General features: G+C 67.7%; 16 protein-coding genes and 1 riboswitch. Of the genes, 9 read left to right on the plus strand and 7 right to left on the minus strand.

Annotation, left to right across the window (positions count from 1 at the left end):
- Window positions 1–23: 23 nt before the first annotated feature.
- The 3 genes from ACWGL1_RS01365 to ACWGL1_RS01375 are packed head-to-tail and all read left to right on the plus strand — an operon-like array spanning window position 24 to window position 3521.
- Entirely contained in the window at window positions 24–671 is a 648-nt protein-coding gene (locus ACWGL1_RS01365) for a Tat pathway signal sequence domain protein (protein WP_291777603.1), read from the plus strand.
- Window positions 672–674: 3 nt separating this feature from the next.
- Window positions 675–2474, plus strand: a complete 1800-nt coding sequence (argS, locus tag ACWGL1_RS01370) for an arginine--tRNA ligase (protein WP_452110967.1) — start codon at window positions 675–677, stop codon at window positions 2472–2474.
- A gap of 36 nt (window positions 2475–2510) precedes the next feature.
- Entirely contained in the window at window positions 2511–3521 is a 1011-nt protein-coding gene (locus tag ACWGL1_RS01375) for an adenosine deaminase (RefSeq protein WP_452110968.1), read from the plus strand.
- A gap of 170 nt (window positions 3522–3691) precedes the next feature.
- Here the strand turns inward: ACWGL1_RS01375 and pncA are convergent, their stop codons facing one another.
- A complete protein-coding gene (pncA, locus tag ACWGL1_RS01380; protein WP_452110969.1) occupies window positions 3692–4324 on the minus strand; it encodes a bifunctional nicotinamidase/pyrazinamidase in 633 nt (210 codons plus the stop codon).
- Window positions 4325–4328: 4 nt separating this feature from the next.
- Window positions 4329–5297: a class 1 fructose-bisphosphatase gene (locus ACWGL1_RS01385; protein ID WP_338576642.1), complete on the minus strand. Its 969-nt coding sequence runs from the start codon at window positions 5295–5297 to the stop codon at window positions 4329–4331.
- A gap of 114 nt (window positions 5298–5411) precedes the next feature.
- A riboswitch (glycine riboswitch) is annotated at window positions 5412–5508 on the plus strand.
- Window positions 5509–5668: 160 nt separating this feature from the next.
- On the opposite strand from ACWGL1_RS01385, the gene gcvT reads away from it, so the two are divergent.
- From gcvT to ACWGL1_RS01415, 6 genes are all read left to right on the plus strand, one after another.
- Entirely contained in the window at window positions 5669–6778 is a 1110-nt protein-coding gene (gene gcvT, locus ACWGL1_RS01390) for a glycine cleavage system aminomethyltransferase GcvT (protein WP_452110970.1), read from the plus strand.
- A 133-nt stretch (window positions 6779–6911) separates the two neighbouring features.
- Window positions 6912–7277, plus strand: coding sequence for a glycine cleavage system protein GcvH (gene gcvH / locus ACWGL1_RS01395; protein WP_123155206.1), 366 nt, complete (start codon window positions 6912–6914; stop codon window positions 7275–7277).
- Window positions 7278–7395: 118 nt separating this feature from the next.
- Window positions 7396–8742 (plus strand): aminomethyl-transferring glycine dehydrogenase subunit GcvPA, encoded by a 1347-nt coding sequence (gcvPA, locus tag ACWGL1_RS01400; RefSeq protein WP_452110971.1) that lies wholly within the window; start codon window positions 7396–7398, stop codon window positions 8740–8742.
- A gap of 15 nt (window positions 8743–8757) precedes the next feature.
- The gene (gene gcvPB / locus ACWGL1_RS01405) at window positions 8758–10335 is read left to right on the plus strand and encodes an aminomethyl-transferring glycine dehydrogenase subunit GcvPB (protein ID WP_291777582.1); all 1578 of its coding nucleotides are present in this window, start codon (window positions 8758–8760) and stop codon (window positions 10333–10335) included.
- Window positions 10336–10506: 171 nt separating this feature from the next.
- The gene (locus ACWGL1_RS01410) at window positions 10507–10911 is read left to right on the plus strand and encodes a PGPGW domain-containing protein (RefSeq protein WP_312219998.1); all 405 of its coding nucleotides are present in this window, start codon (window positions 10507–10509) and stop codon (window positions 10909–10911) included.
- 117 nt (window positions 10912–11028) lie between these two features.
- Complete coding sequence (locus ACWGL1_RS01415; protein WP_291777576.1) at window positions 11029–11499, plus strand: DUF6789 family protein; 471 nt, start codon at window positions 11029–11031, stop codon at window positions 11497–11499.
- Between the two features lie 112 nt (window positions 11500–11611).
- On the opposite strand, the gene ACWGL1_RS01420 is transcribed toward ACWGL1_RS01415, so the two are convergent.
- From ACWGL1_RS01420 to ACWGL1_RS01440, 5 genes are all read right to left on the minus strand, one after another.
- Complete coding sequence (locus ACWGL1_RS01420; protein ID WP_452110972.1) at window positions 11612–12127, minus strand: F0F1 ATP synthase subunit B; 516 nt, start codon at window positions 12125–12127, stop codon at window positions 11612–11614.
- Window positions 12127–12699, minus strand: coding sequence for a F0F1 ATP synthase subunit B family protein (locus tag ACWGL1_RS01425; RefSeq protein WP_452110973.1), 573 nt, complete (start codon window positions 12697–12699; stop codon window positions 12127–12129). The genes ACWGL1_RS01420 and ACWGL1_RS01425 overlap by 1 nt, the downstream gene beginning before the upstream one ends.
- 81 nt (window positions 12700–12780) lie before the next feature.
- Window positions 12781–13005: a F0F1 ATP synthase subunit C gene (locus tag ACWGL1_RS01430; protein ID WP_003168985.1), complete on the minus strand. Its 225-nt coding sequence runs from the start codon at window positions 13003–13005 to the stop codon at window positions 12781–12783.
- Window positions 13006–13063: 58 nt separating this feature from the next.
- On the minus strand, window positions 13064–13852 hold the full coding sequence (locus ACWGL1_RS01435) for a F0F1 ATP synthase subunit A (protein WP_452110974.1): 789 nt from the start codon (window positions 13850–13852) through the stop codon (window positions 13064–13066).
- 5 nt (window positions 13853–13857) lie between these two features.
- The gene (locus ACWGL1_RS01440; protein ID WP_291777558.1) at window positions 13858–14229 is read right to left on the minus strand and encodes an AtpZ/AtpI family protein; all 372 of its coding nucleotides are present in this window, start codon (window positions 14227–14229) and stop codon (window positions 13858–13860) included.
- Between the last annotated feature and the right edge of the window lie 67 nt (window positions 14230–14296).

A 14296-nucleotide genomic window follows, 5' to 3' on the forward strand; every position in this document is an offset into this window, starting at 1 on the left:
CATCGACTGCCGGAAAGCTCCTGATGCGTCGCGTCCTGACCGCCCTCGCCGCCCTCTCTCTTACGGCCGCGCTGATCCCTCACGCCGCCGAGGCCCAGAGCGGACGCCCCCAGGGCGGCCAACAGGGCGGCCAGCAGGCTGAAAAGGCCCCGTCTCGCCCGATGCGTTTCGCGCCTCTGAGCCGCCGGGCCAACGCCGGCCCCTGCCCCTATGTGAAGATTCTCTACGACGCGGCCCGCTACGTCGAACTGTCGGATTATGAGCGCCCGACGACCACCGGCGTCGGCTTCACCGGCGAGATCGAGGGCGTCAGCTCCGACTGCGTCTACCGCGAAGACGATCCGATCCGCCTGGACATGAATCTGCTGTTCAGCCTGGGCAAGGGTCCGCAGGCCGAAGGCGACGCCCGCACCTATCGCTACTGGATCGCCGTGACCGAGCGGAACTCCGCCGTCCTGGCCAAGGAATATTTCGACCTGCCCGTGACCTTCGGCGGCGCCGACCGCACCCAGGCCGAGGCCAGCCAGACCATCGTCATCCCGCGCGCCGACGCCTCCACCAGCGGCGGCAATTTCGAAGTCCTCATCGGCTTCGACGTCACGCCCCAGATGGCCGAGTTCAACCGATCCGGCAGCCGATTCCGTCCGACTGCGGGCCAGCAGACCAACTAAGACATGACCGACCTCAAGACTTCTCTCGGCGAAGCGGTCGGAGCCGCCTTCGCCGCCGAAGGCGTGGACAAGACCCTGGCCCGCGTCACCGCCTCCGACCGCCCCGACCTGGCCGACTTCCAGTCGAACGGCGCCCTGGCCGCCGCCAAGGCGCTGAAGACCAATCCGCGCGAACTGGCCGCCAGGGTGGCCGAGCGTCTGGCCGCCGATCCGCGCCTGTCGTCGGTCGAGGTCGCCGGTCCCGGCTTCATCAACATGAAGCTGTCGAACGCGGCCCTGGCCCAGCGCGCGGCCGAGGTCGCGGCGGATAAGGAACTGGCCGGCGCCTCGCGCGTCGAGCCGCGCAAGGTGGTCATCGACTACGGCGGCCCGAACGTGGCCAAGCCCATGCACGTCGGCCACCTGCGTAGCGCCATCATCGGCGAGAGCCTGAAGCGGCTGTTCCGCCTGCGCGGCGATGACGTCACCGGCGACGCCCACTTCGGCGACTGGGGCTTCCAGATGGGCCTGCTGATCACCGCCTGCGGCGACGAGGGTCTGGCCGACGCCTTCATGGCCGAGGGCGACGGTCCCTTCCCGGCCGAGACGCCGGTGACCCTGGCCGACCTCGACCGCCTCTATCCGCTGGCCGCCGGCAAGGCCAAGGAAGACCCCGCCTTCCGCGACCGCGCCCGCAAGGCGACGGCCGAACTGCAGGGCGGCCGCCCCGGCTATCGCGCCCTGTGGTCGCATTTCGTCGCCGTCAGCCGCGAGGCGCTGAAGCGCGAATATGACGACCTGTCGGTCGACTTCGACCTGTGGAACGGCGAGAGCGACGCCGATCCCCTGATGGACGAGATGATCGCCGACCTGAAGGCCAAGGGCCTGCTGGTCGAGGACGACGGCGCCCAGGTGGTCCACGTCGCCCGCGACGGCGAGACCCGCAAGAAGAAGCTGGCCGACGGCTCGGTGATCGAGGCCCCGTCGCCCCCGCCCCTGCTGGTCATCAGCTCGGAAGGCTCGGCCATGTACGGCACGACCGACCTGGCCACCATTCTGGACCGCCACAAGTCCATTGATCCCGACCTGATCCTCTACGTCGTCGACGAGCGTCAGGCCGAGCATTTCGAACAGGTCTTCCGCGCCGCCTATCTGGCCGGATACGCGTCCGAGAAGTCGCTGGAGCATCTGGGCTTCGGCACCATGAACGGCGCGGACGGCAAGCCGTTCAAGACGCGCGCGGGCGGCGTCCTGAAGCTGCGCGACCTGATCGATCAGGCGACGGAAAAGGCGCGCGAGCGTCTGCACGAGGCCAAGCTGGGCGACGACCTGCCCGCCGAAGAGTTCGAGGACATCGCCCACAAGGTGGCGGTCGCCGCGCTGAAGTTCTCGGACCTGTCGAACAACCGCACGACCTCCTACGTCTTCGACCTCGACCGCTTCATGAGCTTCGAGGGCAAGACCGGCCCCTATCTGCTGTATCAGGCCGTGCGGGTGAAATCCCTGCTGCGCAAGGCGGCGGAACAGGGCGTGGCCCTGGCCCCCATCGTCATCGAGGAAGCCGCCGAGCGCGACCTGGCCCTGACGCTGGACGCCTTCGACGCGGCCACGGCCGACGCCTATGACAAGCGTTCGCCCAATCTGATCGCCGAGCACGCCTACCGGCTGGCTCAGAGCTTCTCGAGGTTCTACGCCGCCTGCCCGATCCTGGTCGCGCCGGACGAGGCGACCAGGGGCTCGCGCCTGGCCCTGGCCGCCGGGACCCTGCACCAGCTGGAGACGGCGCTTCGCCTGCTGGGCATCGAGACCCCCGAGCGGATGTAATGTGATAAGGGGAGGCGACCGCCAAGGAGCCCCCCCATGTCCCTCGACGCCTTCATCGCCGGCCTGCCCAAGGCCGAACTGCACCTGCACATCGAGGGCTCGCTCGAGCCCGAACTGATGTTCGAACTGGCGCAGCGCAACGGCGTCGCCATTCCCTACGACAGCGTCGAGGCCGTGCGCGCGGCCTATGACTTCTCGAACCTTCAGGACTTCCTCGACATCTATTACGCCGGCGCCGCCGTGCTGCTGACGCGTCAGGATTTCGAGGAGCTGGCCTTCGCCTATTTCCAGCGCGCCGCCGCCGACAACGTCCGCCACGCCGAAATCTTCTTCGACCCCCAGACCCACACCGACCGGGGCGTGCCCTTCGGCGTGGTGGTCGAGGGCCTGATCGCGGGCATGGACCGGGCCAAGGCGGAGCTGGGCATGACGTCGGGCCTGATCCTCAGCTTCCTGCGCCACCTGTCCGAGGACGAAGCCTTCGCCACGCTGGAGATGGCCAAGCCCTATCTGCACCACTTCATCGGCGTCGGACTGGATTCGTCCGAGGTCGGCCATCCGCCGTCGAAGTTCCAGCGCGTCTTCGCCGCCGCGCGCGAACTGGGCCTGAAGCTATGCGCCCATGCGGGCGAGGAAGGTCCCCCCGAATATGTGCGCGAAGCGCTGGACCTGCTGCACATCGACCGCATGGACCACGGCAACCGCTCGATGGAGGACGAGGCCCTGATCGCCCGTCTGGCCGCCGAACAGATGACGCTGACCGTCTGCCCCCTGTCGAACCTGAAGCTGTGCGTGGTCAGGGATCTGAAGGACCACCCGATCCCCGAGATGCTGCGTCGGGGCCTGCACGTCACCCTGAACTCGGACGATCCGTCCTACTTCGGCGGCTATGTGAACGCGAACTATATCGAACTGGCCAAGGCGGTCAGCCTGACACGCGAACAGGTCGTGCAACTGGCGAAGAACAGCTTTGAGGGCAGTTTCCTCAGCGACGCCGACAAGGCCGCACGGATCGCCGAGGTCGAGGCCTACGCGGCGACGAACTGACTCTTCCTTTCGTCATCCTCCGGCGAGCGGAGCGAGACCGGGGGACCCAGCGGCGCCCGTCAGGGCGAAAGCTCCGCGCGCCGCACCTGCCGTAAAGATCGCCTTCGGCGCCGCTGGGTCCCCCGGTCTGCACCGCTGCGCGGCTTGCCGGAGGATGACGAAGGAAGTGGTCAGCCGAGGAGCGACGCCGCCTCAATCTCCGCCAAGCCCAACGTCGCAAACCCGGCCTTGGCCGCCGCCGCCGTGTCCGGGTCGATGGCGCGGCAGGCGTCTTCGATGACCACGGCCTCAAAGCCCTCGCGCACCGCGTCCTCGGCGGTGAAGCGCACGCAGTAGTCATAGGCCAGGCCGCACAAGAAGACGCGCTTCACCCCCAGATCGCGCAGCAGGCCCGCCAGACCCGTCGCCGTCCTGTGGTCGTTCTCATAGAAGCCGGAATAGGAATCGACTGCCGGATTATAGCCCTTGCGGATCACGGCCAGCGCCTTGGTCACGGCAGGCGCCGCGTCGGGGTGGAAGTCCGCCCCCGGCGTGCCCTGCACGCAGTGATCCGGCCACAGCATCTGAGGCCCGTAGGCGACCTCGATCTGCGTGAACGGCGCCGCGCCCGCGTGGTTGGAGGCGAAGCTGATCTGGTCCGGCGTGTGCCAGTCCTGGGTGGCGATGACGGTCGTGAACCGCTCGGCCAGCCGATTGATCAGGGGCATGATCGCCGCCCCGCCCTGAACCGCCAGGGCGCCGCCCTCGCAGAAATCGTTCTGGGCGTCGATGACCAGAAGGGCGTCAGAAGCGGCGATCTGCATGGCCTCAGGCCGCCGCGATCTGGTCGACTTCGTTGGCCGAGCCGAGCACGACCGGCACCCGCTGGTGCAGCTCGGTCGGCGTCACGTCCATGATGGCCTGCTTGCCGTCGGTGGTGGACTTGCCGCCCGCCTGCTCGACCAGGAAGGACATGGGGTTGCCCTCATACATCAGGCGCAGCTTGCCTGGCTTGTTCGGTTCGCGCTTGTCCCACGGATAGAGGAAGACGCCGCCGCGCATCAGGATACGGTGCACGTCAGCCACCATGGCGGCGACCCAGCGCATGTTGAAATTCTTGCCGCGCGGGCCGTCGGCGCCCTTCAGGCAGCCGTCGACGTAGCGCTGGACGCCCTCGGCCCAGTGGCGCTGGTTCGACATGTTGATGGCGAACTCCTTCGTATCGGCCGGAATGCACACGTTCTCATGCGTCATCAGCCAGCGGCCGTCGGGCGCCAGGGTGAAGCCCGCCACCCCCTTGCCCGTGGTCAGCACCAGCATGGCCTGACCGGCGTAGACGGCGTAGAGCGCCGCGACCTGCTGACGGCCCGATTGCAGGAAGTCGGCCTCGCTCGGCTGGGCCGACGGCGCCTTCAGCACCGAGACGATGGTGCCGACCGGCGCATTGATGTCGATGTTGGACGAGCCGTCCAGCGGATCGAACAGCACCAGGTATTCGCCCGCCGCGTTCGCCGAGGCCTGCATCGTGTCCTTTTCCTCGGACGCCACGCCCGCCACGGCCGGGCAGGCCAGCAGGGCGTCGGTCAGGATGTCGTCGGCGATGACGTCGAGCTTCTTCTGCTCTTCGTCCTGCACATTGACGGCGCCCGATGCGCCCAGGGCGCCGACCAGGGCGCCGCCCGCCACCACCTGGCGGATCTCGACGCAGGCGGCGGCCGCCGTCGTCAGCGTCTCGACCAGACCCTGCGGCAGGTCGAGGGAGGCGAGGTGGGCGGCGAGATCGGTGCGGGCGGTCATGACGTCCTTCAAATCCTGTGGGCGAAGCGCGGTTCCGCCCCTCATGGCCCTTAGGATCGACGGCGGCAAGTCCGGCGCCGCTTGACTCTGCGCCGGAGTCGGGGCCTTAGGTCGAACGCTCTCGCGGGAGAGATCGGGTCCGTTCGCGGCGCCCGGAGCCGAAGGCGCAACCGCCCCGGAAACGCTCAGGCAAAAGGACCGCGAAAGCGCACGGACGCTGGAAAGTCGCCGAAGGACGGAGGGTCCCGACGCGCGCCGACGGAGCAAGGCCGAACCCTTTCGGGAACGGTCGGAATCTCTCAGGCTTCAGGACAGCGGGGGCGCAACGACGGCGGAGCTATCGCCGCAACCTGCGACCCGGAGGCGACGCCATGAGCGATCAGGCCCTTAAGACTACCCCCCTCAACGCCGCGCATCGCGCGCTTGGCGCCCGCATGGTCGGCTTCGGCGGCTATGACATGCCGGTCCAGTATGAAGGCGTGCTGGCCGAGCACCGCTGGACCCGCGAGCACGCCGGTCTGTTCGATGTCTCCCACATGGGCCAGGCGCGCATCACCGGCGCCGACGCCATCGCGCAGTTCGAGCGCTTCGTCCCCGGCGACTATGCGATCGTGAAGCCCGGCAAGCAGAAATACACCCTGCTGCTGAACGAACAGGGCGGCGTCATGGACGACCTGATGGCGGGCAAGCCGTTCGAGGACGGCCTCTACATCGTCGTCAACGCGGGCAATAAGGACGCCGACTTCGCCTTCCTGAACGCCAATCTGTCGGGCGACGCCAAGCTGGAGGTGCTGGACCGCGCCCTGCTGGCCATTCAAGGACCGGAAGCCGCCGAGGTCATGGCCGCCCATTCGGCGGAACTGGCCGACATGGGCTTCATGGACTGCCGCGCCATCCGCCTGTTCGACGAGGACTGCATCGTCTCGCGCTCGGGCTACACCGGCGAGGACGGCTATGAGATTTCAGTTCCGGCCGCCGCCGCAGAGCGCGTGTGGGGCCTGCTGCTGTCGGACGCGCGGGTGAAGCCCGTCGGTCTGGGCGCGCGCGACTCCTTGCGTCTGGAAGCCGGCCTGCCGCTGCACGGCCACGATGTCGACGCGACGATCACCCCGGTCGAGGCGGGGCTGACCTTCGCCCTGTCCAAGTCGCGCAAGGAGCGCGCCGACTTCGCCGGCGCCGAGACCATTCTGAAACAACTGGCCGACGGCCCGGCCCGCGTCCGCGTCGGTCTGCACGTCAAGGAAGGCGCCCCCGCCCGCGAAGGCGCCGAGATCGCCGACATGGACGGCGCCGTGATCGGCAAGGTCACCTCGGGTGGCCCCTCGCCGACGCTGGGACACAACATCGCCATGGGCTATGTGCCGCCGGCCTTCGCCGAGCTGGGCACGGAACTGAAGGTTCTGGTGCGCGGCCGCCCCGCCGCCGCCGAAGTCGTCGCCACGCCTTTCGTGGCGACCCGCTACTACCGCAAGCCGAAATAAGACCGTCACCCTCGGGCTTGACCCGAGGGCCGGGCGGTCCGCCGCTCGACGCTGGAAGTTCTAGACCAACCGCCCGCTCCAGGGCTCGATCCTCGGGTCAAGCCCGAGGATGACGACAAAAGGGAAGACCAAGATGAAGTTCACCAAGGATCACGAATGGGTTCGCCTCGACGGCGACGTCGCCACGGTCGGCATTTCCAAGCACGCCGCTGACGCCCTGGGCGACGTGGTGTTCGTCGAGACGCCGGAAGCCGGCAAGACCGTCTCGGTCGGCGACAGCTTCGCCGTCGTGGAATCGGTCAAGGCCGCCTCGGACGTCTACGCCCCCATCGCGGGCGAAGTGATCGAGGGCAACGCCGCCCTGGCCGACGCCCCGGAAACCGTCAACGCCGATCCGGAAGGCGAAGGCTGGTTCGCCAAGATCAAGGTGTCCGACGCCTCGGTGCTGGACGGCCTGATGGATCAGGCCGCCTACGACGCCTATCTGACCACCCTCTAAAGGTCTCCCCTCTCCGCTCATCCCCGCGGAAGCGGGGACCCAGTTCCTTGGGGTCAAGCAGCGGTGTTTGAAGCTTAAACCTGGGTCCCCGCTTCCGCGGGGATGAGCGGAATATAGAATGCGCTACCTCCCCCTGACGCCCGACGACCGTGAGGCCATGCTGGCCGCCATCGGCGCCAAATCCATCGACGACCTGTTCATCGACGTGCCGCAGGCCGCGCGCCGCGACGGCTTCGTCGACCTGCCCCGCGTGGCGGGCGAGCTGGAGGTCGAACGCGCCCTCTCGGCCATGGCGGGCAAGAACGCCACGGCGGGCGCCGTGCCCTTCTTCTGCGGCGCCGGGGCCTACAAGCACCACGTCCCGGCCACGGTCGATCACGTGATCCAGCGGTCGGAGTTCCTGACCAGCTACACCCCCTATCAGCCGGAAATCGCCCAAGGGACCCTGCAGTACCTGTACGAGTTCCAGACCCAGGTCGCGAACCTGACCGGCATGGAAGTCGCCAACGCCTCCCTCTATGACGGCTCGACCGCCATGGCCGAGGGCGTGCTGATGGCCACCCGCGTGACCCGCCGCAACAAGGCCGTCATCTCGGGCGGGGTCCACCCCCACTACGTCAAGGCGACCGAGACGGTGGTCCACGCCGTCGGCGTCGAGACTGAAGCCCTGGCGCCCGCCGTCGACGCCGAAGACGCCGTCATCGCCGCCATCGACAAGGACACGGCCTGCGTCGTCGTCCAGACCCCGAATGTCTTCGGCACCGCGACTGACGTGACCAAGATCGCCGAGGCCGCCCACGCTGCGGGCGCCCTGCTGATCGTCGTGGTCACGGAAGCCGTGTCGATGGGCCTCTTGAAATCGCCCGGCGAAATGGGCGCCGATATCGTCGCGGCCGAAGGCCAGTCGATCGGCAACGCCCTGAACTTCGGCGGCCCCTACATCGGCCTGTTCGCCACCCGCGAGAAACTGCTGCGCCAGACGCCCGGCCGCTACTGCGGCGAGACCGTCGACGCCGAGGGCCAGCGCGGCTTCGTCCTGACCCTGTCGACCCGCGAGCAGCACATCCGCCGCGATAAGGCCACGTCGAACATCTGCACCAACTCGGGCCTCTGCTGCCTGGCGTTCAGCATCCACATGAGCCTGCTGGGCGAGACGGGCCTGCGCCAGTTGGCCCTGCTGAACCACGAAAAGGCCGTCGCCACCCGCGACGCCCTCGCCGCCATTCCGGGCGTCGAAGTGCTGACCCCGCGCTTCTTCAACGAGTTCGCGGTCAAGCTGCCCAAGAACGCCGCTGACGTGGTGCAGACGATGGCCGATAACGGCGTCCTGTGCGGCGTGCCCTACAGCCGCCTGAACCCGGATGCGGGTCTCGACGACGTCCTGCTGGTCGCCGCCACCGAGACGACGCTGGACGCCGACATCAAGATCCTGGCGGGTGCGCTCGCCAAGGTTCTGGCCGCCTAAGGGGAGATTGGAACCATGAGCACCATGAACACTGTCGGCCGCCCGACCGCCCCGAACGCCGCCTCGGACGCTTCCTACAAGCCCGCCACCCTGACCGGCGGGCGCGGCCTGCTGCAGGACGAGCCGCTGATCTTCGAGGGCGAAGGCTGGGGCAAGACCGGCGTCGACCTGCCCAAGCCCGCCACGGACGGCTCGGACCTGAGCGACCTGGTCCGCAAGGATCCGATCGGCCTGCCCGGCCTGTCGGAGCCCGAGGCCATGCGCCACTATGTGCGCCTGTCGCAGAAGAACCACGCCATCGACCTGGCCATCTATCCGCTGGGTTCGTGCACGATGAAGCACAACCCGCGCCTGAACGAGAAGATGGCGCGCCTGCCGGGCTTCTCGGACATCCACCCGCTGCAGCCGCAGTCGACGGTGCAGGGCGCGCTGGAGCTGATGGACCAGTTGGCCCACTGGCTGACGACGCTGACGGGGATGCCTGCGGTGGCCCTGTCGCCCAAGGCCGGCGCCCACGGCGAACTGTGCGGCCTGATGGCCATCCGCGCCGCCCACCAGGCCAAGGGCGAGCATGAGCAGCGCCGCAAGGTGCTGGTCCCGACCTCGGCCCACGGCACCAACCCGGCCACCGCCGCCTTCGTCGGCTATTCGGTGGTCGAAGTGGCCCAGACCGACGACGGCCGCGTCGACGTGGCCGATCTGGCGTCGAAGCTGGGTCCGGACGTGGCGGCCATCATGGTCACCAACCCGAACACCTGCGGCCTGTTCGAGCGCGACATCCTGGAGATCAGCCGCCTGACCCACGAGGCGGGCGCCTATTTCTACTGCGACGGAGCCAACTTCAACGCCATCGTCGGCCGGGTGCGCCCCGGCGACCTTGGCGTCGACGCCATGCACATCAACCTGCACAAGACCTTCTCGACGCCGCACGGCGGCGGCGGTCCGGGCGCCGGTCCGGTCGTGCTGTCGGAGGCCCTGGCCCCCTTCGCCCCCGCCCCTTGGGTCGTGAACACCGGTGACGGCTACAAGCTGGTCGAGCGCGAGGAAGACGAGGCCGAACAGGCCTTCGGCCGCCTGTGCGCCTTCCAGGGCCAGATGGGCATGTATGTCCGCGCCCTCAGCTACATGATGTCCCACGGCTCCGACGGCCTGCGTCAGGTGGCCGAGGACGCCGTGCTGAACGCCAACTACATCAAGGTCCGCCTCGAAGACCTGATGAGCCCGGCCTTCCCCGACGGCCCCTGCATGCACGAGGCCCTGTTCGACGACGAATGGCTGAAGGGCACGGACATCACCACGCTCGACTTCGCCAAGGCGATGATCGACGAGGGCTTCCACCCCATGACCATGTATTTCCCTCTGGTCGTCCACGGCGCCATGCTGATCGAGCCGACCGAGACGGAGTCCAAGGCCGAACTGGACCGCTTCATCGAGGCCATGCGCCTGCTGGCGGGCGCGGCGAAGGCCGGCGACGTCGAACGCTTCAAGGGCGCGCCCTTCCATGCGCCCCTGCGGCGTCTGGACGAGACCCGCGCCGCGCGCTCGCCGCGTCTGCGCTGGGCCGCGCCGGAAGGCTCCAACCGCGCCGGCTGATCGGGTCTGCAAGCCTGAGTTCAGGGAACGCCGTGTCTTTCGGGACACGGCGTTCTGCATTTCTGGGCCGACTTACGAAAGCGTCATGGCGACGCCGCCTTTCGGCCTTGTCTCGTGCGTTTACTGATTGTCGGCCCTCCCTGGCCGAATCCTTGTTCGAGACGCCGCCCCGTGACCCTGGTCCTGCCATCGCTGCGCCCGCCTCCGCCGCCCCGTCCGGGGCTGGCGCGGCGTCTGCGTCGCCTGGCCCTGATGGCCGTGGGCTTCGTGGTCATCCTGCTGGGCGTGCTGATTGCGCCCCTGCCCGGCCCCGGCGGCGTGCCGGTCATCGCCCTGGGTCTCGTCATCGTCCTGCGCAACTCCTGGTGGGCCAAGCGTCAGTTCATCCGCGCCCAGCGCGCCCGGCCCAAATGGGTCTATCCCTTCCGCCGCCTGATGCGGAAGAAGCCCGAGATCGCTCCCGTCTTCTGGCAGCAGACCCTGCGCGCCGAGAAGATGGTGCTGCGCCGTCGTCGTCGCCCCCTGGCCCGCTTCCGCCGTCGCCTGCGCCGGGCCTGGCGCGCCTTTCGACAATAAGGCCAAGCCAAGGCAAACACGGCAATGTGAACGACGTTCACGCCGTTTCCGCCCGGAACGGCGTATGCTCCCCCTTGCGTAGTCTCGAAGTTGAAAGCGTTGGGAGGCGCTGTTCACATGATGTCACGCGTAAAAAAGGGAATCATCGCCGGCTTCGTCGCTACCGTCGCGGTTTCCGTGCTTGAGCTCGTCAATCTGTTCCTCAATCACCTGTTCGATCCCTTTCCGGGAGTCGTGGCCCAGATGTTCGGCATGCCGGGCAACATGGCCGCCGGTTGGGCCATTCACCTGGTGATGGGCACCGTCGTGCTGGGGTCGTTGTTCGGCATAGCCTATCCGCGGCTGCCGACCGCCACGCCCATCACCAAGGGCATCGTCTTCGCCGTCGGCGCCTGGGTGGCGATGATGCTGTTCATCACCATGGTCGGCGACTACCGGACCTTCACCGGCTCTTCCGGCTTCGGCACCTTCGGGTGGATGCTGGCGCTGCACATGGTCTTCGGCGCCGTCCTGGGCAATGTCTACGCCCGGCTGGTCGAGCGCGAGAAGCGCGGCGCGGCCCCGATCGGAGCCGCCCCGGCCCACTAGCCACGGCTCACCAGACGTCTCGATCCCGACAACCGGATCCGGACAAGCAAAAGGCCCCGCCGTCGCCGGCGGGGCCTGATGCTTTTCGGGGCCGACTCGACGCCAGAGGCGATCAGTTCAGCTTGCCGCCGATCTGGCCGATGGCCTGGTCGATCAGCGGGTCGGTCTTGGCGCCGGCGATGCGCGTCGCCAGAATCTGTTGCGCGGCCTTGGCGGCCAGGTCGGCGGCTGCGGCCTTGACCTCTTGGGCGGCCTCAGCCTCGGCCTGGGCGATACGGCGCTCGGCCAGGGCCTGGCGGCGAGCGGTCGATTCCTCGATCCGCGCCTTGGCGTCGGCTTCCAGGCGCTTGGCGTCGGCCTGGGCGGAGGCCAGCAGGTCCGCGGCCTGGGCCTCGGCTTCGGCCTTCTCCTGACGGATCTGGGCCAGCATGGCTTCGGCTTCGGCGCGCAGGCGGGCGGCCTCGTCCAGATCGCCCTGAATCTTGGCGGCCTTGGCGTCCAGGCTGGTCGCGACCAGCTTGGGCACCCCGGCCATCACCACGATGGCGATGAAGATCAGCAGGCCGACGGCGACCCAGAGTTCGGGATTGGCGATGTCGTAGAAATGGCTGGTCAGGAAGGCGGGCATCAGGCGGCTCCCTTGATCGCGGCCGCCAGTTCGGCGTCGGTGGCCTTGGAGCCGGTCAGACGGTCCAGCATGGAGCCGGCGGCGTCGGCCGCAATGGTCGCGACATTGGTCATGGCGGCGTCGCGCGTCTTGGCGATGGCGCTCTCGGCATCGGCGATGCGGGCGTTCACCACGGCTTCGTCCGCAGCCAGACGGGCGTTGAATTCTTCGGTGACGCGCTGCTTGGCGGCAGCGGCGGTGGCGCGGGCGTCGGCGCGGGCCTTTTCGACCTCGGCGCGGGCGGCCTCGGCCTGTTCGGCGGCTTCGGCCTGAACCGAGCGGGCGGCGGCGATGGCGCTGTCGATGGTCTGGGCGCGCTCGTCCATCACCTTGCGCAGGCGCGGCGTGAACACCTTGGCCACCAGCACATAGAGGATGACGAACAGGATCAGCAGATAGCCGATCTGGCCGGCCCAATGCTGGAATTCGAACTGGGGCAGTCCGCCCGAGGCATGTTCGGCCGCCGCCTGCGTCTCCGCATGAAGGTCGCCGTGCGCCGGGATCTGAACGTCGTGTGTGGGGGTGATGGCCATGAACCGTCTATCGCTAAGTCAGGACAACGGCGCGCAGGACTGGCCCGCGCGCCGTCTATTCTGAAAGATCGTGGGCTGGGATCAGCCGAAGATCATCAGGACGCCCAGCACGAAGGCCAGGATGCCCAGGGCTTCGGCCAGGGCCGCGCCGACGAACAGGTTGCCGACTTGCGAGGCAGCCGCCGCCGGGTTGCGCAGGGCGCCGGCCAGGAAGTTGCCGAAGATGTTGCCGACGGCCAGGGCCGAGCCGATCATGCCGAGGGTGGCCAGACCAGCGCCGATGTACTTGGCGGCTTCAGCGTCCATGATGATATTCCTAGTTCTTTGGAGCGTTGGAGGGTGGGGTTAGTGCTGAACCAGAGCCTTAATGGCCCTCGCCCAGGTTGACCACATCGTTGAGGTAGATGCAGGTCAGAACGGTGAAAACGAAGGCCTGAAGGAAGGCCACGAGGAACTCAAGCGCCGTCATGGCCACCACCATCCCCAGCGACAGGGCCGCGACGGGAATGAAGGCGTAGGCCAGGCCGCCGGTGACGATGGCCGCCGCGCCCAGTTGAACGACGAACTGGGCGAAGATCTTCAGCGCCACGTGACCGCCCAGCATGTTGCCGAACAGACGAAGGGCCAGGGTGGCCGGACGCAGGATGAAGGACGCCAGTTCAATCAGGCCGACCGCCCAGCGGATAGCGAGCGGCGCGCTTGACGGCCAGAACAGCTTCAAAATGCCGGGGCCGTTCTTGACGAAGCCGATCACGACCACAGTCAGGAAGGTCAACAGGCCCAGGGTCGCCGTCACAGCCAGTTGCGAGGTGGCGGTGAAGGTCAGGAACATGCCCAGCAGGTTCATCGACAGAACCATCAGGAATATGGTGAAGGCGAAGGGGAAATACTTCCGGCCTTCATGACCGATGATGGAGTTGGCCAGGTTGTCGACCATGCCGAACAGGCTCTCGCCCGCGGCCTGCATCCGGCCCGGCACCACCTTGGCGCCCGAGGTCGCCAGGGTCAGGAAGCCGACGACGCCCACGAAGGCGATGGTCATGGCCACGTGCGAATTGGTGATGGCGATCACCTGCTCGCCCAGGACGGGAACATTGACCGTGCCGAACTCGACGAGCGGCTTGACCTCAAATTGTTCAATCGGACCGGCCATTAAGCCTATCGTTCCCTGTTTTCTTCGTCAGCCTCGACGATGGGTTCGCCCTGTTGGGGCACGCCCGCCGCCTTGGCCTGCGCCATCAGCCGATTGGCTGTGCGGCGCGCCATATAAACCGATAAGGCGAAGCCCAGAAGGACCCCGCCCACAACGCCTATCGGCGTCGTCCCGAACAGCCGGTCGACGCCAAAACCAAGTGCGAGACCGATCAACACCCCGCCGAGCAGTTCGGCGATGATACGATAGGCCTGGCCGACGACCTTCTGCGCAGCGACCTCGACGGACTTGTCCGCCTGAACCTTCGCCTCCAGTGCGGATGCGCTTTCGTGGAGGCGTTTGATCGCCTCTTCGCGCGATTCCTTCGTCGGGGACATGGGCCTGTTCGCTCAGCGCCCGGCGCGGGGCCGGAACGGGTCTGAATTTCGGCGCGGAACCTATAGG

This window comes from Brevundimonas sp. NPDC055812 (assembly GCF_053616535.1).

Excerpts from the sequence above, each read along its gene's own strand:
- ACWGL1_RS01365 (WP_291777603.1), top strand. The coding sequence starts at position 24 with ATGCGTCGCGTCCTGACCGCCCTCGCCGCCCTCTCTCTTACGGCCGCG.
- argS (WP_452110967.1), top strand. The coding sequence starts at position 675 with ATGACCGACCTCAAGACTTCTCTCGGCGAAGCGGTCGGAGCCGCCTTC.
- ACWGL1_RS01375 (WP_452110968.1), top strand. The coding sequence starts at position 2,511 with ATGTCCCTCGACGCCTTCATCGCCGGCCTGCCCAAGGCCGAACTGCAC.
- pncA (WP_452110969.1), bottom strand. The coding sequence starts at position 4,324 with ATGCAGATCGCCGCTTCTGACGCCCTTCTGGTCATCGACGCCCAGAAC.
- ACWGL1_RS01385 (WP_338576642.1), bottom strand. The coding sequence starts at position 5,297 with ATGACCGCCCGCACCGATCTCGCCGCCCACCTCGCCTCCCTCGACCTG.
- gcvT (WP_452110970.1), top strand. The coding sequence starts at position 5,669 with ATGAGCGATCAGGCCCTTAAGACTACCCCCCTCAACGCCGCGCATCGC.
- gcvH (WP_123155206.1), top strand. The coding sequence starts at position 6,912 with ATGAAGTTCACCAAGGATCACGAATGGGTTCGCCTCGACGGCGACGTC.
- gcvPA (WP_452110971.1), top strand. The coding sequence starts at position 7,396 with ATGCGCTACCTCCCCCTGACGCCCGACGACCGTGAGGCCATGCTGGCC.
- gcvPB (WP_291777582.1), top strand. The coding sequence starts at position 8,758 with ATGAGCACCATGAACACTGTCGGCCGCCCGACCGCCCCGAACGCCGCC.
- ACWGL1_RS01415 (WP_291777576.1), top strand. The coding sequence starts at position 11,029 with ATGATGTCACGCGTAAAAAAGGGAATCATCGCCGGCTTCGTCGCTACC.
- ACWGL1_RS01420 (WP_452110972.1), bottom strand. The coding sequence starts at position 12,127 with ATGCCCGCCTTCCTGACCAGCCATTTCTACGACATCGCCAATCCCGAA.
- ACWGL1_RS01425 (WP_452110973.1), bottom strand. The coding sequence starts at position 12,699 with ATGGCCATCACCCCCACACACGACGTTCAGATCCCGGCGCACGGCGAC.
- ACWGL1_RS01430 (WP_003168985.1), bottom strand. The coding sequence starts at position 13,005 with ATGGACGCTGAAGCCGCCAAGTACATCGGCGCTGGTCTGGCCACCCTC.
- ACWGL1_RS01435 (WP_452110974.1), bottom strand. The coding sequence starts at position 13,852 with ATGGCCGGTCCGATTGAACAATTTGAGGTCAAGCCGCTCGTCGAGTTC.
- ACWGL1_RS01440 (WP_291777558.1), bottom strand. The coding sequence starts at position 14,229 with ATGTCCCCGACGAAGGAATCGCGCGAAGAGGCGATCAAACGCCTCCAC.